General features: G+C 39.6%; 22 protein-coding genes, 1 tRNA gene, 2 rRNA genes and 2 pseudogenes (1 of these 27 only partly in view). 20 read left to right on the top strand and 7 right to left on the bottom strand.

The features are described 5' to 3' along the window. From A6755_RS25460 to tsaD, 7 genes are all read left to right on the top strand, one after another. Window positions 1-1,623: ribosomal RNA gene (locus tag A6755_RS25460) — 23S ribosomal RNA — on the top strand (it extends 1,310 nt beyond the left edge of the window). 118 nt (window positions 1,624-1,741) lie between these two features. Then, window positions 1,742-1,857 (top strand): 5S ribosomal RNA (gene rrf, locus A6755_RS25455). Between the two features lie 66 nt (window positions 1,858-1,923). Continuing rightward, window positions 1,924-1,997, top strand: a tRNA-Met gene (locus tag A6755_RS25450). Window positions 1,998-2,198: 201 nt separating this feature from the next. Next, complete coding sequence (gene tsaE, locus A6755_RS25445; RefSeq protein ID WP_034306358.1) at window positions 2,199-2,651, top strand: tRNA (adenosine(37)-N6)-threonylcarbamoyltransferase complex ATPase subunit type 1 TsaE; 453 nt, start codon at window positions 2,199-2,201, stop codon at window positions 2,649-2,651. Further along, window positions 2,651-3,343, top strand: coding sequence for a tRNA (adenosine(37)-N6)-threonylcarbamoyltransferase complex dimerization subunit type 1 TsaB (gene tsaB, locus A6755_RS25440; protein ID WP_053533462.1), 693 nt, complete (start codon window positions 2,651-2,653; stop codon window positions 3,341-3,343). The genes tsaE and tsaB overlap by 1 nt, the downstream gene beginning before the upstream one ends. Window positions 3,344-3,364: 21 nt before the next feature. Continuing rightward, window positions 3,365-3,817, top strand: a complete 453-nt coding sequence (rimI, locus tag A6755_RS25435) for a ribosomal protein S18-alanine N-acetyltransferase (RefSeq protein WP_034306352.1) — start codon at window positions 3,365-3,367, stop codon at window positions 3,815-3,817. Continuing rightward, complete coding sequence (tsaD, locus tag A6755_RS25430) at window positions 3,814-4,827, top strand: tRNA (adenosine(37)-N6)-threonylcarbamoyltransferase complex transferase subunit TsaD (RefSeq protein ID WP_063592689.1); 1,014 nt, start codon at window positions 3,814-3,816, stop codon at window positions 4,825-4,827. The genes rimI and tsaD overlap by 4 nt, the downstream gene beginning before the upstream one ends. Window positions 4,828-5,105: 278 nt before the next feature. Here tsaD and A6755_RS25425 read toward each other — a convergent pair whose 3' ends face one another. Continuing rightward, window positions 5,106-7,025, bottom strand: coding sequence for an ABC transporter ATP-binding protein (locus A6755_RS25425; RefSeq protein ID WP_063592365.1), 1,920 nt, complete (start codon window positions 7,023-7,025; stop codon window positions 5,106-5,108). Window positions 7,026-7,158: 133 nt separating this feature from the next. Between A6755_RS25425 and moaC the strand changes: the two genes are divergently transcribed. Then, a complete protein-coding gene (gene moaC, locus A6755_RS25420; RefSeq protein WP_063592364.1) occupies window positions 7,159-7,665 on the top strand; it encodes a cyclic pyranopterin monophosphate synthase MoaC in 507 nt (168 codons plus the stop codon). 33 nt (window positions 7,666-7,698) lie between these two features. Beyond that, window positions 7,699-8,358 carry a redox-sensing transcriptional repressor Rex gene (locus tag A6755_RS25415; RefSeq protein WP_034306345.1) on the top strand — a complete coding sequence of 220 codons (660 nt, stop codon included), beginning with the start codon at window positions 7,699-7,701 and terminating at the stop codon, window positions 8,356-8,358. A 28-nt stretch (window positions 8,359-8,386) separates the two neighbouring features. On the opposite strand, the gene A6755_RS25410 is transcribed toward A6755_RS25415, so the two are convergent. Continuing rightward, window positions 8,387-8,599, bottom strand: coding sequence for a YdiK family protein (locus tag A6755_RS25410; RefSeq protein ID WP_034306342.1), 213 nt, complete (start codon window positions 8,597-8,599; stop codon window positions 8,387-8,389). Then, window positions 8,596-9,321 (bottom strand): CPBP family intramembrane glutamic endopeptidase, encoded by a 726-nt coding sequence (locus A6755_RS25405; RefSeq protein WP_063592363.1) that lies wholly within the window; start codon window positions 9,319-9,321, stop codon window positions 8,596-8,598. The genes A6755_RS25410 and A6755_RS25405 overlap by 4 nt, the downstream gene beginning before the upstream one ends. 332 nt (window positions 9,322-9,653) lie before the next feature. Here A6755_RS25405 and groES point away from each other — a divergent pair, with 332 nt between their 5' ends. Beyond that, window positions 9,654-9,938 (top strand): co-chaperone GroES, encoded by a 285-nt coding sequence (gene groES, locus A6755_RS25400; protein WP_034306337.1) that lies wholly within the window; start codon window positions 9,654-9,656, stop codon window positions 9,936-9,938. A gap of 58 nt (window positions 9,939-9,996) precedes the next feature. Next, window positions 9,997-11,634: a chaperonin GroEL gene (groL, locus tag A6755_RS25395; protein ID WP_053533467.1), complete on the top strand. Its 1,638-nt coding sequence runs from the start codon at window positions 9,997-9,999 to the stop codon at window positions 11,632-11,634. A 107-nt stretch (window positions 11,635-11,741) separates the two neighbouring features. Here the strand turns inward: groL and A6755_RS25390 are convergent, their stop codons facing one another. Together A6755_RS25390 and A6755_RS27850 are read right to left on the bottom strand one after the other, a co-directional pair. After that, a complete protein-coding gene (locus A6755_RS25390) occupies window positions 11,742-12,332 on the bottom strand; it encodes a site-specific integrase (protein WP_244889720.1) in 591 nt (196 codons plus the stop codon). 7 nt (window positions 12,333-12,339) lie between these two features. Continuing rightward, complete coding sequence (locus tag A6755_RS27850; RefSeq protein ID WP_063592361.1) at window positions 12,340-12,552, bottom strand: hypothetical protein; 213 nt, start codon at window positions 12,550-12,552, stop codon at window positions 12,340-12,342. A gap of 859 nt (window positions 12,553-13,411) precedes the next feature. Here A6755_RS27850 and A6755_RS26835 point away from each other — a divergent pair. Continuing rightward, window positions 13,412-13,654 (top strand): annotated as a pseudogene (locus A6755_RS26835) (IS110 family transposase); the annotation flags it as partial. Window positions 13,655-13,863: 209 nt separating this feature from the next. On the opposite strand, the pseudogene A6755_RS28180 reads toward A6755_RS26835, so the two are convergent. Both A6755_RS28180 and A6755_RS25375 read right to left on the bottom strand, forming a co-directional pair. Further along, window positions 13,864-13,973: pseudogene (locus A6755_RS28180) on the bottom strand (IS3 family transposase); the annotation flags it as partial. Between the two features lie 82 nt (window positions 13,974-14,055). After that, the gene (locus tag A6755_RS25375; protein WP_063592359.1) at window positions 14,056-14,727 is read right to left on the bottom strand and encodes a response regulator; all 672 of its coding nucleotides are present in this window, start codon (window positions 14,725-14,727) and stop codon (window positions 14,056-14,058) included. A 249-nt stretch (window positions 14,728-14,976) separates the two neighbouring features. On the opposite strand from A6755_RS25375, the gene A6755_RS25370 reads away from it, so the two are divergent. The 8 genes from A6755_RS25370 to A6755_RS25335 all read left to right on the top strand — a co-directional run bounded on the left by A6755_RS25370 (window position 14,977) and on the right by A6755_RS25335 (window position 21,202). Beyond that, window positions 14,977-15,291 (top strand): hypothetical protein, encoded by a 315-nt coding sequence (locus A6755_RS25370; protein WP_063592358.1) that lies wholly within the window; start codon window positions 14,977-14,979, stop codon window positions 15,289-15,291. Window positions 15,292-15,673: 382 nt separating this feature from the next. Next, window positions 15,674-17,887 (top strand): transglycosylase domain-containing protein, encoded by a 2,214-nt coding sequence (locus A6755_RS25365; protein ID WP_063592357.1) that lies wholly within the window; start codon window positions 15,674-15,676, stop codon window positions 17,885-17,887. 225 nt (window positions 17,888-18,112) lie between these two features. After that, window positions 18,113-18,310, top strand: coding sequence for a hypothetical protein (locus A6755_RS25360; protein WP_034304685.1), 198 nt, complete (start codon window positions 18,113-18,115; stop codon window positions 18,308-18,310). 136 nt (window positions 18,311-18,446) lie between these two features. Further along, on the top strand, window positions 18,447-18,686 hold the full coding sequence (locus A6755_RS25355) for a hypothetical protein (RefSeq protein WP_063592356.1): 240 nt from the start codon (window positions 18,447-18,449) through the stop codon (window positions 18,684-18,686). A 134-nt stretch (window positions 18,687-18,820) separates the two neighbouring features. Beyond that, complete coding sequence (locus tag A6755_RS25350; protein WP_063592355.1) at window positions 18,821-19,363, top strand: GNAT family N-acetyltransferase; 543 nt, start codon at window positions 18,821-18,823, stop codon at window positions 19,361-19,363. A gap of 206 nt (window positions 19,364-19,569) precedes the next feature. Then, on the top strand, window positions 19,570-20,097 hold the full coding sequence (locus A6755_RS25345; RefSeq protein WP_063592688.1) for a nucleotidyltransferase family protein: 528 nt from the start codon (window positions 19,570-19,572) through the stop codon (window positions 20,095-20,097). 194 nt (window positions 20,098-20,291) lie between these two features. Further along, window positions 20,292-20,792: a hypothetical protein gene (locus A6755_RS25340; protein ID WP_063592354.1), complete on the top strand. Its 501-nt coding sequence runs from the start codon at window positions 20,292-20,294 to the stop codon at window positions 20,790-20,792. Between the two features lie 197 nt (window positions 20,793-20,989). Next, window positions 20,990-21,202 carry a DUF6366 family protein gene (locus A6755_RS25335; protein WP_048685394.1) on the top strand — a complete coding sequence of 71 codons (213 nt, stop codon included), beginning with the start codon at window positions 20,990-20,992 and terminating at the stop codon, window positions 21,200-21,202. Window positions 21,203-21,366 lie beyond the last annotated feature (164 nt).

Below are 21,366 nucleotides of genomic sequence, written 5' to 3'. Positions count from 1 at the left end.
TAGCGAAAGAAGGGTGAGAATCCCTTCCACCGAATGCCTAAGGTTTCCTGAGGAAGGCTCGTCCGCTCAGGGTTAGTCGGGACCTAAGCCGAGGCCGAAAGGCGTAGGCGATGGACAACAGGTTGATATTCCTGTACCACCTATACATCGTTTGAACGATGGGGGGACGCAGAAGGATAGGGTAAGCGCGCTGTTGGATATGCGCGTCCAAGCAGTTAGGCCGGAAACGAGGCAAATCCCGTTTCCATTAAGGCGGAGCTGTGATGGCGAGGGAAATATAGTACCGAAGTTCCTGATTCCACGCTGCCAAGAAAAGCCTCTAGTGAGATGTAAGGTGCCCGTACCGCAAACCGACACAGGTAGGCGAGGAGAGAATCCTAAGGTGTGCGAGAGAACTCTCGTTAAGGAACTCGGCAAAATGACCCCGTAACTTCGGGAGAAGGGGTGCTTTTTAGGGTGAATAGCCCAGAAAAGCCGCAGTGAATAGGCCCAGGCGACTGTTTAGCAAAAACACAGGTCTCTGCGAAGCCGCAAGGCGAAGTATAGGGGCTGACACCTGCCCGGTGCTGGAAGGTTAAGGGGAGAGGTTAGCGCAAGCGAAGCTTTGAACCGAAGCCCCAGTAAACGGCGGCCGTAACTATAACGGTCCTAAGGTAGCGAAATTCCTTGTCGGGTAAGTTCCGACCCGCACGAAAGGTGTAACGATCTGGGCACTGTCTCAACGAGAGACTCGGTGAAATTATAGTACCTGTGAAGATGCAGGTTACCCGCGACAGGACGGAAAGACCCCGTGGAGCTTTACTGCAGCCTGATATTGAATTTTGGTACAGCTTGTACAGGATAGGTAGGAGCCTGAGAAGCCGGAGCGCCAGCTTCGGTGGAGGCGTTGGTGGGATACTACCCTGGCTGTATTGAAATTCTAACCCGCGCCCCTTATCGGGGTGGGAGACAGTGTCAGGTGGGCAGTTTGACTGGGGCGGTCGCCTCCTAAAGAGTAACGGAGGCGCCCAAAGGTTCCCTCAGAATGGTTGGAAATCATTCGTAGAGTGTAAAGGCACAAGGGAGCTTGACTGCGAGACCTACAAGTCGAGCAGGGACGAAAGTCGGGCTTAGTGATCCGGTGGTTCCGCATGGAAGGGCCATCGCTCAACGGATAAAAGCTACCCCGGGGATAACAGGCTTATCTCCCCCAAGAGTCCACATCGACGGGGAGGTTTGGCACCTCGATGTCGGCTCATCGCATCCTGGGGCTGTAGTCGGTCCCAAGGGTTGGGCTGTTCGCCCATTAAAGCGGTACGCGAGCTGGGTTCAGAACGTCGTGAGACAGTTCGGTCCCTATCCGTCGCGGGCGCAGGAAATTTGAGAGGAGCTGTCCTTAGTACGAGAGGACCGGGATGGACGCACCGCTGGTGTACCAGTTGTCTTGCCAAAGGCATAGCTGGGTAGCTACGTGCGGACGGGATAAGTGCTGAAAGCATCTAAGCATGAAGCCCCCCTCAAGATGAGATTTCCCATGGCGCAAGCTAGTAAGATCCCTGAAAGATGATCAGGTTGATAGGTCAGAGGTGGAAGCATGGTGACATGTGGAGCTGACTGATACTAATAGATCGAGGACTTAACCAACGCTTTAAAAAAAATGAAATACCTTCTTCTTATTATCTAGTTTTGAAGGAATGAAAATTTCTTCTTGCATTTTGACTTCATACATGTTATGATAATAAATGTGCTAAAAGATTAAATGTTTGGTGGCGATAGCGAAGAGGTCACACCCGTTCCCATTCCGAACACGGCAGTTAAGCTCTTCAGCGCCAATGGTAGTTGGGGGTTTCCCCCTGTGAGAGTAGGACGCCGCCAAGCTATAATCTTTGTATTCTTTTTGAATAAACGGGAATACTATATTTATAAAAGAAACATTTATACCGTCGCGGGGTGGAGCAGTCCGGTAGCTCGTCGGGCTCATAACCCGAAGGTCGCAGGTTCAAATCCTGTCCCCGCAATCATGAAAAAAACGAAACTTAGGTTTCGTTTTTTTGTTTTATCTGATATTCGAAGAATATGTCCTTAACTTATTTGTTTCTTCTTTTGAAACAAGGTAAACTACATATAGAATGGTTTTTGTTCCATAATATTGCGTTTATGGTTCTCGACATGAACTATAGGACGGACGTTTTCCTAATAATGATAAAGGTGATTGATATATGCAACATGTTGAATGGATTTCTCAGAATGAGGAAGAAACAGCGCAATTTGCGCACAAATTGGCACAAAAGCTTTCCAGTGGAGATGTGCTGGCTCTAGAAGGTGACTTGGGTGCAGGGAAGACGGCATTCACAAAAGGGCTGGCTAAAGGATTGGGTGTTACCAGAATGGTGAATAGCCCTACCTTTACGATAATAAAGGAGTACATGGGTCGCTTGCCTTTGTATCATATGGATGTCTATCGGGTAAGTGAATCGGAAGAAGATTTAGGATTTGATGAATATTTTGATGGTGATGGTGTGACTGTCGTTGAATGGGCCCATTTAATAAAGGATCACCTCCCAGAGGAAATCTTGACCATTTATATCTATCGTTTGGGCGATACAAGCCGGCGTATTGTTTTGGAAGCCAAAGGCGAACGATATGTAAAGTTATGTAAGGAGATTATTTGATGAAGGTTTTAGCTATAGATACATCGAATTTCACATTAGGGATTGCACTTGTAAACGGGAATCAAGTAATTGGTGAGTATACGACGAACCTAAAGAAAAATCATTCGGTGCGGGTAATGCCAGCAATTGAAACACTGTTGAGGGACTGCGATACTAAACCGAAGGAATTGACTAAGATAGTGGTCGCTCAAGGTCCAGGCTCCTATACAGGGGTCAGGATTGGAGTGACGATAGCGAAAAGCTTGGCCTGGACGCTTCAGATTCCGTTATCAGGTGTTTCCAGCTTAGAGGTTTTAGCAGCTAATGGACGTTATTTTAACGGGTTGATATCTCCCTTGTTCGATGCAAGAAGAGGGCAGATTTATACTGGTTTATATGAAATGGAAAAGGATTCTTTAAAGACAGTCATTGAAGATTGTAATATTCTATCCTCTGAGTGGGCGAATCAATTGAAGGAATTAAATCGTCCTGTTTTATTTGTTGGTCAAGATGTTGACATCCATCGGGTTGCAATTACCGATGCATTAGGTGAATTAGCGGTATTTGCTCCAGTACAGTCTTATAATTCAAGGCCAAGTGAACTGGCCTTCATTGGTCTTGATAAGGCTGAAGTGGATGTTCACCAATTTGTACCGAATTATATCCGCATGGCTGAAGCAGAAGCTAAGTGGCTTGAACAGCAGGGGAAATAAACAAGGAAAGCGACGATCATTATGAGTAAAACATTGACATTCCGAAAGATGAATACGGCAGATATCGACCAAGTGCTTAACGTGGAAAAGCAGTCCTTTACTTTGCCTTGGAGCCGGGAAGCTTTTTTTAATGAATTGAATCATAATCAATATGCTGTATACATGGTGATAGAGGATGAAGGGAAAATTGCCGGTTATTGCGGTGCCTGGATCGTCATTGATGAATCGCACATCACCAATATTGCGATATTACCAGAATACAGAGGGCAAAAGCTTGGAGAAGCTTTGCTCAGGAAGATGATTGAAATCTCCATTTCAATGGGTGTGGTGAGGATGACACTAGAGGTCCGTGTCAGTAATGTCGTAGCCATTTCGCTTTATGAAAAACTTGGTTTCCAAAAGGGCGGAATCCGAAAGAATTATTATACAGACAATCAAGAGGATGCTTATGTTATGTGGGTGAATTTTTCATGAAAAAGGAACAAATTATATTAGGAATTGAAACAAGCTGTGATGAAACTGCTGCAGCCGTCATAAAAAATGGAACGGAAATACTGAGTAATGTCGTGGCTTCACAAATAGAAAGTCATAAACGTTTTGGCGGTGTCGTTCCGGAAATAGCTTCCCGTCATCATGTAGAACAAATTACTATTGTTCTTGAAGAAGCACTGCTGCAAGCGGGTGTGACATATGAAGACTTGGATGCCATTGCCGTTACAGAAGGTCCCGGCCTTGTAGGGGCACTATTAATAGGTGTGAATGCGGCGAAGGCTGTAGCTTTCGCACATGGAATACCAATTATCGGTACGCATCATATCGCAGGTCATATCTATGCAAATCGGCTTATTCAGGAGATTGAATATCCTGCGCTTTCTTTAGTCGTTTCGGGAGGCCATACAGAATTGGTGCTTTTAGAAGAACCGGGTTCTTTCAAGGTCATCGGGGAGACGCGGGATGATGCAGCAGGAGAGGCGTATGATAAAGTGGCTCGAACCTTGGGGCTCCCTTATCCTGGCGGGCCTCATATCGATAGGCTTGCGCAAGAAGGCTCACCATCTTTGAAACTGCCTAGGGCATGGTTGGATGGCAGCTATGACTTTTCTTTCAGCGGGTTAAAATCAGCGGTAATCAACACTTTGCATAATGCAGAACAGCGCGGGGAAAAAATTGAACCTAAAGATTTAGCGGCAAGCTTCCAAGCAAGCGTGATTGAAGTGCTTGTAATGAAAGCTGTGAAGGCTGCAAAGGAATATAATGTGAAACAGGTATTGCTTGCTGGAGGAGTTGCGGCTAATAAAGGCCTTAGGGAAGCATTAACGGAAGCTTTTAAGGATTTACCTATGGATATATCCATTCCGCCCCTATACCTTTGTACCGACAATGCTGCCATGATTGGTGCTGCTGGCAGTGTCATGTTTAAAAAGGGAAAGCGATCCGGTTTGGATTTGAACGGAAATCCTGGATTGGATATAGAAGCATTTTAATGGACGAGAAGACAGGATCCCTCACTTTGGCATCCTGTCTTTTTATCGTGTTAATGAAATAATAGAATATTCTGTGGATAAAGTTTTTTTGATAATCATCCTGCATGTGTATAAAGTGGTGTTTTTGTGGATAAGTGGATATGTTTCTGTGGATAATGTGTATAACTCAAATTAATGGCTAATGAGCGGTAAGTGGTTTGTTAACAAGTTTGTGGATAACTTTCAAGCGACACTTTGGTTGGAAAAGAAAAAGACCGAGTCAATTGACTCGGTCTTTTTCATTCTTCCAGTTCAGCCCATTCTTCGAGAAGCTGATCCAAACTCTCTTGTGCATGATCAAGTTTTGTTTGGACTTCCATTACCTTTTCGTGGTCCTGAAAAACATTTGGATCACATAGGAGGTCATTATATTCGTTTATTTCGGTTTCAAGAAGCTCCATGGCTGCCTCGATTTCCTCAATGCGCCGTTTTCGCTGGCGTTCAGCTTTTTTTGCTTCTTTATCAATTTTGTAATTTGTTTTTTCTACAGCTGCATCTAAAGATTTAGCCTGATCCTGCTGTTCAAGTGCTTGGATTTCCGCTTGCTCCTGTTTCTTCTCTAGATAGTAATCATAATCACCGAGGAATTCTTCGTTGCCGTCTTTGGAGAGCTCTATCACTTTCGTTGCTATCCGATTTATGAAATAACGGTCATGTGAGACGAATAGAATAGTTCCCGGATAATCAATTAATGCATTTTCAAGTACCAATTTACTATCGAGGTCCAAATGGTTCGTTGGTTCATCAAGAATTAAAAAATTGCCTTTTTGCATCATCATTTTGGCTAGGGCAAGCCGAGCCTTTTCGCCCCCGCTTAGTGTGGAAACGGTTTTCAAAACATCGTCCCCGCTAAATAGGAAATTACCGAGTACGGTGCGAATGTCCTTTTCCGGTTTAAGGGGATAGTCGTCCCATAATTCATTGAGTACGCGTTTATTGGAAACAAGGTTAGCCTGTTCTTGATCGTAGTAGCTGACTTCTACGTTCGTTCCAAAACGGAAATCCCCAGAAAGGGCAGGCAGCTTGGAAATGATCGTTTTCAATAAAGTTGATTTTCCAACTCCATTTGGGCCGACAAGAGCTATGCTCTCTCCTTTTGTCATCCGGGAATTAATATTCTTTGATACCGTTTCCCCTTCGTATCCGATAGCCAGGTCCTGGAGGTGGAGTACTTCATTTCCGCTTTGCCTTTCAATCTGGAAAGAAAAATTCGCGGACTTTTCATCACCTTGCGGCTTGTCCAGTACATCCATCTTTTCGAGCTGTTTACGTCTGCTTTGTGCTCTTTTCGTTGTGGAAGCCCTTGTGATATTACGTTGGACAAAATCGCGAAGCTTTTCGATTTCCCCTTGCTGTTTCTCGAACAGTTTCATGTCCCGCTCATAATCTTCCGCTTTTCCCTCTAGGTAAGAACTATAATTACCATGGTATTTTTTCATGTTATTCCGGGAAATCTCATATACCAGGTTTACTACTTTATCTAAAAAATAGCGGTCATGGGAAACAATGAGGACAGCTCCCTGGTAGCCTTGTAAATATTGTTCAAGCCAAGAGAGGGTTTCGATATCCAAATGGTTCGTCGGCTCATCCAGAATCAATATATCCGGTTTCCTTAAAAGCAGCTTACCTAATGCAAGTCTTGTTTTTTGCCCGCCGCTTAAAGTGGAAATTGGGGTAGAATAGTCAAAGTCGGCAAACTGAAGACCATGCAATACGGAACGGATATCCGCTTCATATTGATAACCGCCCTTCTCTTTGAATGCTACCATCAAAGTGTCGTATTCATTCAGCACTTTTTGGTAAACCGTTTCGTTTTCAAAGATGTCAGGTCTGGCCATATCAGCCTCAAGGCGACGCAATTCCTTTTCCTGCTCTATAAGATCAGTGAATACAGTAAGCATTTCATCCCAAATTGTCAGTTCGGATTCCAATCCAGTATCCTGGGCCATATAGCCGATGGTGACGCCTTTTGGTTTGATTATTTCACCGCCATCATGGGAAAGCTGCCCGGCTATGATTTTTAGCAGGGTGGATTTGCCGGCGCCATTTCGGCCGACAAGGGCAATTCGATCTTTATTTTGAACTTCGAGCTTCATATTTGATAAAATAAGTTCAGCTCCATAATATTTCGATAGTTGATTGATTTGTAATAAAATCATAGATTTCACCTCAATTGATTACTGTTAGTTTAACGTATATTAGTTATTATCGGCAACAGCTTGGTTCCAAGCTGAAAGAAAAGCTATTACATAAAGTGGAATAATAGTGTATGATTTAGGAGGGGTTACTTAAATGGGAGACTTAACGCATTTTAATGAACAGGGCAGGGCCAAAATGGTCGATGTGAGTGCTAAGCCTGAAACAACCCGGACGGCAGTGGCTCAGTCGAGCATTTTATTGAATGACGAAATATATGAATTGGTCACGAACCATAAAATGAAAAAAGGTGATGTACTGGCTGTTGCACAAGTTGCAGGAATCATGGCCAGCAAAAATACATCCAATATAATTCCGATGTGCCATCCCATTGCTCTGCAAGGGGTCAATATAGCCTTTGATTGGGAAAAAGAAGAACAAGGATATAGGCTTAGGATTGAAACGGAAGCTAAGACAAAAGGGAGTACAGGTGTGGAAATGGAAGCGTTAACAGCTGCATCCGTGACTGCCTTGACTGTTTATGACATGTGTAAGGCCATTGATAAGGGAATGGTGATCGGGCCTACATTCTTAGTGGAGAAAAAAGGCGGAGTGTCTAGTAGCGATTATAAAAGGCAAGTAAAACGAACAGATAGAGATTAAGTTGAAAAGCATGTGTGAAGGCGGGGAAGAACAATGAACCATGACCCAAAGATACCGCAGGCAACAGCCAAAAGGTTGCCATTGTATTATCGATTTTTAAAGAACTTACATTCCTCAGGCAAACAAAGAGTTTCCTCGGCTGAGCTAAGTGAAGCCGTAAAAGTGGATTCTGCTACCATTCGCCGTGATTTTTCCTACTTTGGAGCGCTTGGGAAAAAAGGCTACGGCTACAATGTCAATTATTTATTATCCTTCTTCAGAAAAACCCTTGATCAAGATGAATTGACCAAAGTGGCTTTAATCGGAGTGGGAAATTTAGGAACCGCTTTTTTAAATTACAATTTCATGAAAAATAATAATACAAAAATTGAAATGGCTTTCGAAGTTTCTGAAGAAAAGGTCGGCAAGCGAATAGCTGATGTGCCCATCTACCATATGGATCAAATCGATACACTATTGCAGGAAAATAATATTACTGCAGCGATATTGACAGTGCCTGCACAGGTAGCCCAGACGATAACCGATCGTCTAGTCAAAGCTGACATAAAAGGAATATTGAATTTCACACCTGCACGGCTGACCGTGCCGCCATCCATAAGGGTCCACCACATTGACCTGGCCGTGGAACTTCAGTCGCTCATCTACTTCCTGAAACATTATCCGGTAGTGGAAGAAGCCGCTTTGGAGGAATGAAAAAACGCTGCATTTATGCAGCGTTTTTTCATTTTTTCTTATTTTTTTGTGCGGCTTTAATCTTAAAGTGCAGCATGATCATGCGTAATCCCGATCCAAAATCAAGAGTCGCAATAAGGACAAGTATGTAGGCAAAGAGTCCCCATCCTGAAGAATTGACGGTTTGAATTGCGATAGCGGTAAAAAGAGCTCCTAAGCCTGCATAAATGATGCCCATGAATAATGGTGATTGACGTTTCATAATAAACCTCCGATGAAGGCCTGTGCAGTATCTAGCATCTTCTCAATATCCTCCCGATATACCACTTGAAGGATGATAACAAGCGTGTTCATCGCAATATGAGCGCTCATGGATACGAGAATGCGGCCTGTTTTCGCATAAAGGAAAGCAAAAGTGAAGCCCATTGCCGTATATAAAAGAAGATGTTCAAATTCACCATGCGCCAAGCCGAAAATAACTGAGCTGATTAAAGCTGAAATAAAGAAGTTAAAGCGTTTATGAAGTGATCCGAAAATAATTTTACGGAAAATTAATTCTTCCAATATAGGTCCAATTACTGAAGTGACGAAAATGACCATGGGGACTTTGTAAATGAGTGAAATGAGTTGCTGCGTATTTTCAGATTCAGACTCCACCCCAAGCATTTGTTCAATGCTTCCGGCAATGCTTTGCGCAAAAAGAGCCATGAACACTCCTGCAATCGCCCATAATATCGACATGGATACGGAAGTTTGGTTTCTCGTGTCCAGCTTTTCCCTCATATCTTTTCTCATTAAAAAAAGAATCAAGAATAAAGCAGCGAGAAAACTGAAAACTATCCAGTATGCTGCAGATTTCACTTCGAGTTCATCAGCCGGCATTCCGGTATAAGACCCGATCAGCATGAAAATGGGTACCCCGACAATACTGGATAATTGCATGGCAATATAAATGATGATGACGAACCAATATTCTTTTTTCAAAAATGAAAACTCCTTTATAGTCACCCATCCGCTTGGAACGTTACTGACATGGGGACAATCTATAAACGCATACTACAAAATGGTATCAAAAATTGGGGCAGAACACCACTTAAAGGTACCCCTAACATGACATTTCAATGACTATGTTTAGGAAATCATTATGCTAATGTAGTTTACCCGTAATTTATCAGAAATTAATAAAAAATTTTCAATAAGATACTTGCAAAAAAGGCTCGGTTTATTTAATATTATAAATGTGTTAGCACTCGATGATGAAGAGTGCTAATAATCATGAAACAAATTATCAAGAGAATATGAGGAGGTTGTTTCACTTGTTAAAACCATTAGGTGATCGCGTTATTATTGAACTAGTTCAAACTGAAGAAAAAACTGCAAGCGGTATTGTTCTTCCTGATACTGCTAAAGAAAAGCCACAAGAAGGTAAGGTAGTAGCAGTTGGTACTGGCCGTGTCCTTGAAAATGGCGAACGTGTTGCTTTAGAGGTTGCCCAAGGCGATCTAATTATCTTCTCAAAATATGCAGGTACTGAAGTTAAATACGAAGACACTGAATACTTAATTTTACGTGAAAGCGACATTCTAGCTGTTATCGGCTAATTATACATCATACTTAACTGAACGAAAATTTTCTTAAATTTTAGGGAGGTACTTATAAATGGCTAAAGAAATTAAATTTAGTGAAGAAGCTCGCCGCTCCATGCTTCGTGGTGTGGACGCACTTGCAGATGCAGTTAAAGTAACGCTTGGACCAAAAGGTCGTAACGTGGTTCTTGAGAAAAAATTCGGTTCGCCGCTTATCACAAATGACGGTGTGACGATCGCTAAAGAAATCGAATTGGAAGATGCATTCGAAAACATGGGTGCGAAATTGGTTGCTGAAGTAGCAAGCAAAACAAACGACGTAGCTGGTGACGGTACAACTACTGCAACGGTTCTTGCGCAAGCGATGATCCGTGAAGGTCTTAAAAACGTAACAGCTGGTGCGAACCCAATGGGTATCCGTAAAGGAATCGAGAAAGCGGTCAATTCAGCAATTGCAGAATTGAAAGCCATTTCCAAACCTGTTGAAAACAAAGAATCAATCGCACAAGTTGCTGCCATCTCTTCAGCTGATGAAGAAGTGGGCCAACTGATTGCGGAAGCAATGGAGCGCGTTGGTAACGACGGCGTCATCACAATCGAAGAGTCTAAAGGTTTCACAACTGAGTTGGACGTAGTAGAAGGTATGCAATTCGATCGCGGATATGCATCTCCATACATGGTTACTGATTCAGATAAAATGGAAGCTGTCCTTGAGAATCCATATATCTTGATCACTGATAAAAAAATCACGAATATCCAAGAAATCCTTCCTGTACTTGAGCAAGTTGTACAACAAGGAAAACCGCTATTATTGATTGCTGAAGATGTAGAAGGCGAAGCGCTTGCAACTCTTGTTGTGAACAAACTTCGTGGAACATTCAACGCTGTTGCGGTTAAAGCTCCTGGATTCGGTGACCGTCGTAAAGCAATGCTTGAAGACATCGCAGCTCTTACAGGCGGCGAAGTAATCACTGAAGAAATCGGACTTGATCTTAAATCTGCAACAATCGATTCATTAGGCCGTGCGTCTAAAGTGGTTGTTACGAAAGAAAATACAACGATCGTTGAAGGATCTGGAGATACAGCTCAAATCCAAGCTCGTGTAAACCAAATCCGTGTTCAATTAGAAGAAACAACTTCTGAATTCGACCGTGAAAAATTACAAGAACGCCTTGCTAAATTAGCTGGTGGCGTAGCGGTAATCAAAGTCGGTGCAGCTACTGAAACAGAATTGAAAGAACGTAAACTTCGTATTGAAGATGCATTGAACTCCACTCGTGCCGCTGTTGAAGAAGGTATCGTAGCCGGTGGTGGTACAGCACTTCTTAACGTATACAATAAAATCGCTGAAATTCAAGCGGAAGGCGACGTAGCAACAGGCGTGAAAATCGTTCTTCGTGCCATCGAAGAGCCTGTTCGTCAAATCGCTCACAACGCTGGACTTGAAGGCTCTGTAATCGTAGAGCGCCTTAAAGGCGAAGCAGTAGGCACTGGCTTCAACGCAGCTACTGGACAATGGGTGAACATGATCGAATCAGGTATCGTCGATCCTACTAAAGTAACTCGTTCAGCTCTACAAAACGCTGGTTCTGTAGCAGCTATGTTCTTAACTACAGAAGCTGTCGTTGCTGACAAACCAGAACCTGCAGGCGCTGGCGGCATGGGCATGCCTGACATGGGCGGAATGGGCGGAATGGGCGGCATGATGTAATCATGCTTCCTGAATCCCAGTAAAAATGGGATTTCTAGATCCTTATATACTCTGAGTTTAACCGTCGGGTAACAAAAGGGTAACATTTTCTTAACTAAGGGTCTAAATTAGAGGTTTTCCATTAGTTCTTTGAACTTTTGGGAAGCCTCTTTTTTCATCTCTTTTGTTACATGTAAATAAACATTTTTAGTTGTATCTTCATCTTTGTGCCCCAACCGTTCCATTATTTGTGGAAGGCCTACCCCTGCTTGAGATAATAAAGAGGTATGAGTATGGCGTAATGAATGCGGTGTAAGTTTAGGATTTAGTGCTGCTATCTTTAACAACCGTCTCATACGATTCTCTATTTTTTTAATGTAGAACGGGTAACCAGGTAGATCCTCATCTATGCTTGCAAAAACAAAATCTTTATTATGGTATATATCACGGTGTTTCATCATTGTTTGTTTTTGCACTAATTTATGCATACTTAATTCATTTAACACAGTTTCATCAATATCAATTATGCGTACAGCTGTTGGTGTTTTAGGTGTTAATAACTTGTATTCTTTTCTGTTGTTAGTGGGATTGTAATATGTTTTTGAAATGCTAATCGTCTGTCCTTCAAAATCAATATCACGCCATTTTAAGGCACACAGTTCACCAGCACGTATACCAGTGTAAGCCATTAATAAAAAGAGCGGGTAATCTTGAGCCAATCCCAACTTATTCGCTATAATTGAGGAAGTGCTTGAGTTCCTCTTTTTCTAAATAGTTCGGTAAACTTTTCCTGCCTTCCAACTCTTCAATGGTCATTTGGTTTTTAGGAACCTGAGTGTATTCTGTTGGATCTTTCTTTAATATTTCTAATTCTAAAGCTTTTTTAAAGATCATTCTGCCAGTTCGGTGAGCACCATCAATTGTGCCTTTTCTCTTCATCAGAATTGCTTGTATATGAAAATAATAACCTTGAAATAATGATAAATAATCTGGGAACTGTTTCTATAACAACTTCAGATGAACTTTTAGATGATAAGGAAGAGTTAATTCCGACTATTTTAAATGAGTATAAGAATTTAACTTTGTTGAGTGACAGGTTTGAGCCAGAAAGTACATTTAAGGTTATAAGTCCAAAACAGAAAACAAGTGAAATAGTTGAACAGTTAACTTCTTTGAATTATATAACTGAACTCACGGATACGTACGATACTCATACTCTGCGTGTTCATTAAATAAAAGCGCTGTTTTAAAACTGACAGACAGGGGTACAAAGATCAAAATATAAATTTCGTTATGATCACTAAATTAGATCGAATTTTAAGCTAGGGGGCTATTTTCGCCTTCTTACCAGAATGTAAGGAAATAGGAATGTAATTCGGAGAGAAAAAATAGGATATCCACCTTTAAGTAGATATCCTATTTTTTTGACCACAAAACATATGTAATGGTATATAATTTTATTTGTTTTTTGCTCATAAAATTAGTCTAAACCTTGATTTGATAAGGATTGTGTTATTTTGCGTTTATTCATATAATAAATCTACATAAAAGAATCAATTTCATTCAGTTCCTTTAAATAAAGAAAAGTGCCCTTTATTACTAAGGCACTTTTTCTTGAAATTCTTTAGTGTGTTAAAGATATTCTGCACCTTAAGAAGAGAAGTTATTCCCCAGGGTGAATTATATTAAGCAGTGCGTCAGAGTCAATTTCACCAGCTGTAAATTTCTTGAATGCGTCCTTCGCTTCGTTCGTTAACCAACCAATATCATCTCGATCTCGACTTCCTGATATATGATTAAGTTTACGGCAACCATTAATCGTATTACAAAAAGAGGTTCGAGCAGACTACGTCATTCTCTGTATCTTGCCGTACTATGCGGCATAAGAAGTTCAAGGAACAAAAAGCTTAAAGCATTCTATGATAAGAAAAAATCAGAAGGAAAACCTGCCAAAGTGTCAATTGTTGCCTGTATGAATAAGTTGCTTCATTGGATTTACGCTTTATTAAAGAGAAAAGAAGCATTCCTAGATTTAGTCTGATTAACGATTTTGTTAAACAGAGAAAAATCCTTCCAAAAGGGTTTTGGAGGGTTATTTGTCATGAACAAAAATAGTATATCATAAGGGAAATGAAAATTTTAGAGAAAGATATTGACACCCTATTAGCTGGTTTAGTTCCTTAAGAAAAAGTAAAAAAAGTCGATTCCTTAACGGTGAACTGACCCCATAAAGTTAGACAGGTTATTTCGTTAAGCAGCCCGTTGGGCATGAGCTCGGTATTGTACCGGGCTCATGCCTTTTAATTTGCTTTGATTCGTTTGTTTTTATAGTATTCTATATATTTTGCTAGTTCTTGTTTCTAAGGATCGTTTCGTGAGAAAAGCCCGCCTCTTCAGCACGCATTGCGAAAGCTGAAGAGCCGGACTTAACATAAGTTGAAATTATTTCACTTCTACCCATCCGTTTTTAATAGCTAGAACAACAGCTTGTGTACGGTCGTTTACTTCCATTTTTTGAAGAATGTTCGTCACATGGTTTTTTACTGTTTTTTCACTGATATATAAAGTTTCGCCGATGACACGGTTGCTTTTTCCATATGCTAAAATTTGAAGAACTTCACACTCGCGTCGAGTCAATAGGTGAAGCGGTCTTCTGATCTCTACAGCATGCACTGAATCACGATCAGTAGCTAAACGGCGATATTCCTTGACTAGATTATGTGTCACCTTCGGATGAAGGTATGAGCCACCTTCTGCGACTACACGAACAGCATCAATTAACGCATCTGCGTCCATTTCTTTCAACAGATAACCTTGTGCTCCTGTTTTCAATGCATGCTGTACATGGTTTTCATCATCATGAATCGATAAAATGATGACTTTCGTTTCAGGGTAACGGTTTACAAGCATTTTAGTTGCTTCGATACCGTTCATATTCTGCATGTTGATATCCAGGATAACGACATCTGGTTTGTGTGTGCTAACAAGATCCATAGCCTCGCTTCCGTCATCGCCTTCGGCAACAACATAAAAGGATGATTCAAAATCTAATATACGCTTAACGCCTTCACGGAAAAGCTGATGGTCATCGATAATGATGATACTAGTCTTCAACGGCTTCTTCCTCCTAATTTATATAAATGCCTATTCTCTAAAATTTATAAATTGATAGGGAATTTCTTTTCAGCAGCATTTACAAAGAATAGCATATTTTTTCGTTTTGGGGATAATCCTTTTTCTTAGCTTGATGGCGATGTGGCGGTACCCTATAGTAACTAAACTGTAAACGGATTGTTATACAAATAGCATTGTTGGAGGAGACTTCATTGTATATAATAAATCCTCGTTAAGGAGTGTTGAAAGATGATAAACGTAACAGTAGATAAGTTAAAATTCAAGAAACAATTATCGATGCTTGAACAAATCACACTGAAAGATTTTCTGTATACCTGGGTAGGTAGCTCAAGCAAGGGATTGGATGACTTTTTTCACCTTGAGTACACAGAAGATGTATTTGCCAAAATAGAAAAAATGACGAATGACACCGATTTGTTGATTTCTGATGATGAGTATTTCAGATACATAACATTGACGGAAGATAATCAATTTGTGATAGGTGTTTTAGATATGAATTCAGAATTAAAACATAGAATAATTTCACTAGATAAGTTTAAATAATTCTTCGTTTTCTTTAACCCATACAAAAAGAGGCAGCGTGGTACGTTGTCTTTTTTATTTGTTAACTATATGTCACTGTTGTTATACCTTGGATAATGATATTAAACGAGAAAAAATATTAAAATGGCCAGATGTAAAGAAGGAATACGTTCTACAAGATGCATAAGATGAGATAGTACGAAGTGATTACTTTATTGCGAAAACCGACCAAGGAGAGTATAGGATAAATTCTTCCTTAATTCGTTATATACAGGTTTTGCATGAAATGCATTGTTATAAATACCATACTGACCATCAATTGCTATTGAGTAAATAAAAGGTTATTTCTTTGCATAGTTTTCTTAAATTTTGTTGAATAACTTGAATATGGGAGAGAAGATTAATGTCAGAAACGTATCGTTCTCGTCAGGAACGAAAACAAGTTGAAAAAACAAAACAAGATCAAAAAAAAGATAAAAATCCCCCTAAAAGAAGGTCTTTCTTGAATAAAGTTTTACTTTGGTTTTTACTGTTAGGTGTTGTTTCAATTGGAATAGGGGCAGTTACGGTTGCAGCAATGATTAAGGATGCACCTAAAATAGATTCTTCAAAACTAGTCGATCCGCTTTCTACCAAATTATACGATAAAAACGGGAATTTCCTTTACGAATATGGTAAAGAAAAGCGGACAAAAATTGAGTATTCTCAAGTTCCAAAAATGTTGGAACATGCTTTCATTGCCACGGAGGATGTACATTTTTATGAACACAATGGCATTGATATAAAAGGAACTGCGAGAGCAATCTCCAAGAACCTAATAGGGGATTTCGGATCTCAAGGCGGAAGTACCATTACACAGCAGGTCATTAAAAACTCCTTTTTGTCACCTCAGAAAACAATAAAGCGGAAGGTACAGGAATGGAGCTTGGCATATCAGCTTGAGCAAAAGTATTCCAAACATCAAATCTTAATGATGTATTTAAATAAGATATACCTTGGAGACGGGACATATGGTGTAGCAGCTGCCGCCAAAAATTACTACGGAATCGATGCCGATCATCTAAATAAATTAACGCTTCCGGAGGCCGCTATGTTGGCGGGGCTCCCACAGAGTCCAAGTAATTACGATCCCACTGAACCAGAACATGTGAAAGCTGCAACAAATCGTCGTAATATTGTTTTAGAAGCTATGTATAAACAAGGGTATATTACGAAAAAGCAATTGGAGGATGCAAAGAAGGTTTCAGTTACAGCAGGACTTGTTCCAAAAACAAAACAGCAAGGAATGCCGTACGAGGCGTTTTTGGACGCTGTTGTAAAAGAAGTTGAAAGAAAGCTGAAAAATGTAGATATCAGTTCGGATGGATTATCTATTTATACGACGCTAGATCCAAAAGCTCAGACCTATGCGGACAAAATAATGAACACCGATACGATTATTTCTTATCCAAATGACAATTTTCAAGGAGCCTTCGTATTTTCAGATACAAAAACAGGAGAAATTCGAGCTATTGGAAGCGGTCGAAACCAATATAAAGCTTCCTTCCGAGGCAACAACTTTGCGGTTGATATTAAACGTCAACCAGGATCTACTTTCAAGCCAGTCTTTGATTATGGTCCGGCTATTGAAAATTCAAAGTGGTCTACAGCACACCAAATTAATGATCATGAGATAACCTACTCAAATGGTCAGTCTATTTCTAACTGGGATCATCAATATCACGGAATGATGTCGATTAGAACAGCACTTCAATGGTCATACAATATTCCAGCACTTCTTACCCTTCAAGATGTAGGGATGGATAAAGCACAAAATTTTGCAGAAAATCTGGGTATTACTTTTAATAATAATAAGGTGTACGAATCATATGCGATTGGAAGTAATACGGTTAATCCATTAGAGTTGGCAGGGGCATATAGTGCTTTTGGAAATAATGGTGAATACAATACACCACATTTTGTTCGTAAAGTTGTCTATCCTGATGGCAGAGTTGTTAATTTAACTCCAAAGCCAAAACGTGCTATGCATGATTACACAGCTTATTTGGTGACGGATATGTTACGGACAGTCGTAAAATCTGGTACAGGAAAAACAGCAAATGTCCTTGGACTAGATGTGGCTGGAAAAACTGGCACAACCAATTTTGACAGTAAAACCAGAGCACAATATGGATATCCAACCGGTGCGGTAAATGATAGTTGGTTCGCTGGTTATACACCGCAATACACTATGGCGGTTTGGACTGGATATACTAAAAATGGTCCAGGAAATTATATGGATGGAAATTCAACTAAAATCTCGCACCAAATGTTTAAGGCCATGCTGGAAGCGTTTGGAACAGACCAAAGTAGCTTCCAGCAGCCTAGTGATGTATACCGGGTGAATAATGAACTGTTCATTAAAGGTGCAAATCCTGAAGAAGCTCCACCAGTTACAAAAAATAATAAAGAAAAATCATTGGATATTGGTGGAAATAAAGAGGGTAAAAAACATAAACAAGAGGAAGAGAAGCCTAAACAACAAGAGGAAAAGAAGCCTAAACAACAAGAGGAGAAGAAACACAAACAAAAGGAAGAGAAGCATAAACAACAAGAGGAAAAGAAACACAATCAATAAAGATTTTTAGGATGGGATCGCATTGGTTCCATCTCCATCCTTTTTTATGATACACATAAGAGAATGTGAAGGTTTCTACTTAAACTATAGGGTGCGTTATCTGAAGATCGGAGCTGTCTTAAGGCAGTTCTTTCTTTATGGAACTAACGGGGCAGGTTAGTTCAACAAGGAATAATGCATTTGAAATAGAATTTATATAGTACGTCAATTAAGGAAGAAGGCTGAATGATATTGATTAATACAGTTTTTTCATATGTTCTTCTCGGTGTGATAATTTTCTACGCCTTGGAATGGGCAGCTGTTGGTTCAGGTTTTAAGGTACTAATTGGTGGGTGTTTTGGTTTACTTTTATATATAGCTATTCATTTTAGTAAGAACAAAAAAATAATGAGTGATATAGAAGAGCTCGATGACAGGCAATAATATCCTAACAGGTGCCTTACAATAAGGGAGTTGCTTTGGCAGCTCTTTTTCTTATGGGACTAAAGGGGCAGGATACTTGAAGGAAAGACATTGGATTTTTATGATAAATAAATCGCGGAATTTAAGGAGGATTTTAATGTACATAGTGTCCAATTACTTAAATAAATTCAAATACTATATTTATGAGGATTCACGTTCAACAGGCTATCCGGACAGGTGCTCTGGTGATGGTTATGCTAAACGCTTTAAAACCATTGAGGAAGCTGAGGAATACGTAAGGAAAGGACATATATATCTTAAATATGATTCTCCTAATTTTACAATTGAAGAAGTCATAGTAAAGCCAGTAAAAAACTTTATTGTTGAACCTGAATGAATATAGCAGGCAATGTAGCCTTTTTGTTATTAAGCTAAAGGGGTAGATTAGCTCCATAAGAAAAAAGTGATATATCTATGAATCATATATGTTAATATACAAAATAAACCAATAGGAAAATTTGGGGGATGAGTATGTTCTTACATAAGATTGATGAGGAGTTATCATTGAAACTGTTAGACTCAAAGGATGCAGAAAGAGTTTTCGAAATAACAAATCAATCCAGAGAATATCTACGAGAATGGCTTCCTTGGCTGGATAATACAACAAAACTTGAAGATACAAAAGGGTTCATTAATATGTCTTTAAAAGGTTTTGCTGAAAACAAGAGTGTCAATACAGTTATTATGTATAAGGGACAAATTGTTGGTGTAGCAGGTTATAACCAAATAAATTGGTCAAATAAAACTGCATATATTGGTTATTGGCTTGGAGAAGAATATCAAGGAAATGGAATTATGACAAGAGTAGCTAAGGCATTGACTGATTATGCATTTAATGAATTGAAACTAGATAAAGTTGAAATTAGGGTTGCTGTGGAGAATAAGAAAAGTAGAGGAATTCCTGAAAGATTGGGTTTTGTTAATGAAGGTTGTATCAGACAAGCAGAATGGTTGTATGACCATTATGTTGACCATATTGTTTACGGTATGTTAGCTAAGGATTGGAATAAGTAGTAATTCATACCTTAATGAGGGTGCGTTTGCTGATGATCAGGGCTGTCTTTAAGGCGGCTTTTTCTTATGGAACTAAAGGGGCGTTTAGTTCAACAAGGATTTGCATCCGAAGTTAAAGAATAACTAATAAAATACATTTTATAAGGAGTAATTTTAAAGTGATAAATGAGGAAGAAATCGTTTCGCTTATTAGAGAAGATAAATGGATGATGGAAATATTAGAATCTGCCAAATCATTGAATTTGCCTGATTGGTGGATATGTGCTGGTTTTATCCGATCAAAGGTCTGGGATGTATTACACGATTTTAGCATAAGAACATCTATTCCAGATATTGATGTGATTTATTTTGATCCAACAAATATTGATAAATATGAAGAAAAGAAAATCGAAAAAAAACTAGAATCCCTTATAACCAATATCCCTTGGTCGGTAAAGAATGAAGCGAGAATGCATGTTAAAAGTAATATGCCTCCTTATTGTTCGTCTGTAGATGCTATATCGAAGTTTCCAGAAACAGCAACAGCTTTGGGAGTAAAGTTAGATGAAAATGACAATGTAATATTAACAGCACCTTGTGGAATTCATGATGTTATTAATTTAGAGGTAAAACCAACACCTTATTTTAAAGAGACTAAAGAGCGAGTAGAAATTTACGAAGATCGCATAACAAAAAAGAAATGGAAATCGACTTGGGAAAAGTTAAAAGTTAACCACATCAAAACCTCTTCTTAAGCTAACGGGTGCTTTACTTCAATAACAGGGGTTGCTGCGGCAGCCTTTTCTTATGGCACTAACGGGGCAGGATAGTTGTATAAGGAATTGGTTTATTATGGTATTATATTTAGGTTATTGTCTTCAACACTCAATGTTAGGGTGGATAATTTAATCGTTTGAAATTTACATTCATCTTTTAGGAGGACATACCTTTGTTTAATTTAAAAAAAGTCACTGTGGGACTCCTGGTTATAGGAATTCTTGCTGCTTGTGACAATGAACTAGACTTTAAAAATGAATTAGTGGATACTCCTCAACAAAACGAGGTTCAAGATTCCCCCCAACAGAACACAGAGCCTTCTTACGATGCACCAAGGTATCATATGACGGGCGGTTGGACAAATGGTGAATATTACATAATGATTAATGGTAGCAGCGACATCAAAGGATCTGCTAAGTATATACTGCAAAAAATTCCGAAAAAGGGAACAGAGAAAGTCGTAAAGCATATGCAGTTAACCGAATCAACTGGAAATAAGCTAACTGCTATAATTTATAGTGAAAATTCAAATAGGACTTCATTTCTAACGTTAGAAATGAACAAGGAAAAAACTGAAATTACTCTTACGATGCCGAATGAAAAACCCGTCACTTATAAAAAAACAGATATTATGCCATTCGAATTTAATCCTGAATATGTAAGGGGAGAATAAAACCAAAATAATAATAAAAAAAATACACCTCATCAACCTTAGTGGTAAGCTTTGTTATTGACCTAACGGTTGCGTTAACTGAAGATCAGAGCTGTCTTTTAAGGCAGCTCTTTTCTTGTGGCACTAACGGGGCAGGTTTATGGAAGAAGGTATTACCAAGAAATTAGAGAATACGGTAATCATAGGGGGTGTTTGACTTGAATACTCGACAAGAAACTCCAGAAGAAAAAAGAGAGAGGTTAAGACAAGAAGAACTTAAAAAGAACCCGAACGTTGCATTAAGAGATGGAATTGATCGAGCTGAAAATGGAAATTTAGCAGATTTAGCTGGTGGTTTAGGTTGGAAAGGAACAGGAATATTAATTATTGTTTTAATTGTTGGATATGTTTTATATAAACTGTTTTTCTAAAGGTTTAAAGTAAACTTGTTCAGCTTAAGGGTGCTTTACTTCATCAGGAGCTGATCATCAGCTCCATTTCTTATAGAACTAACGGGGCAGGTTAGTTGAACAAGGGACATTTTGAATAGGATTTACTCTTATATTCTCAGAAGCTACCCATCCTACTCCTATCA

This window comes from Peribacillus frigoritolerans (genome assembly GCF_001636405.1).
Lineage (GTDB): Bacteria > Bacillota > Bacilli > Bacillales > DSM-1321 > Peribacillus > Peribacillus frigoritolerans.
Note: the sequence above shows the minus strand (reverse complement) of the source record. Positions and strands in the feature narration are given on the sequence as shown.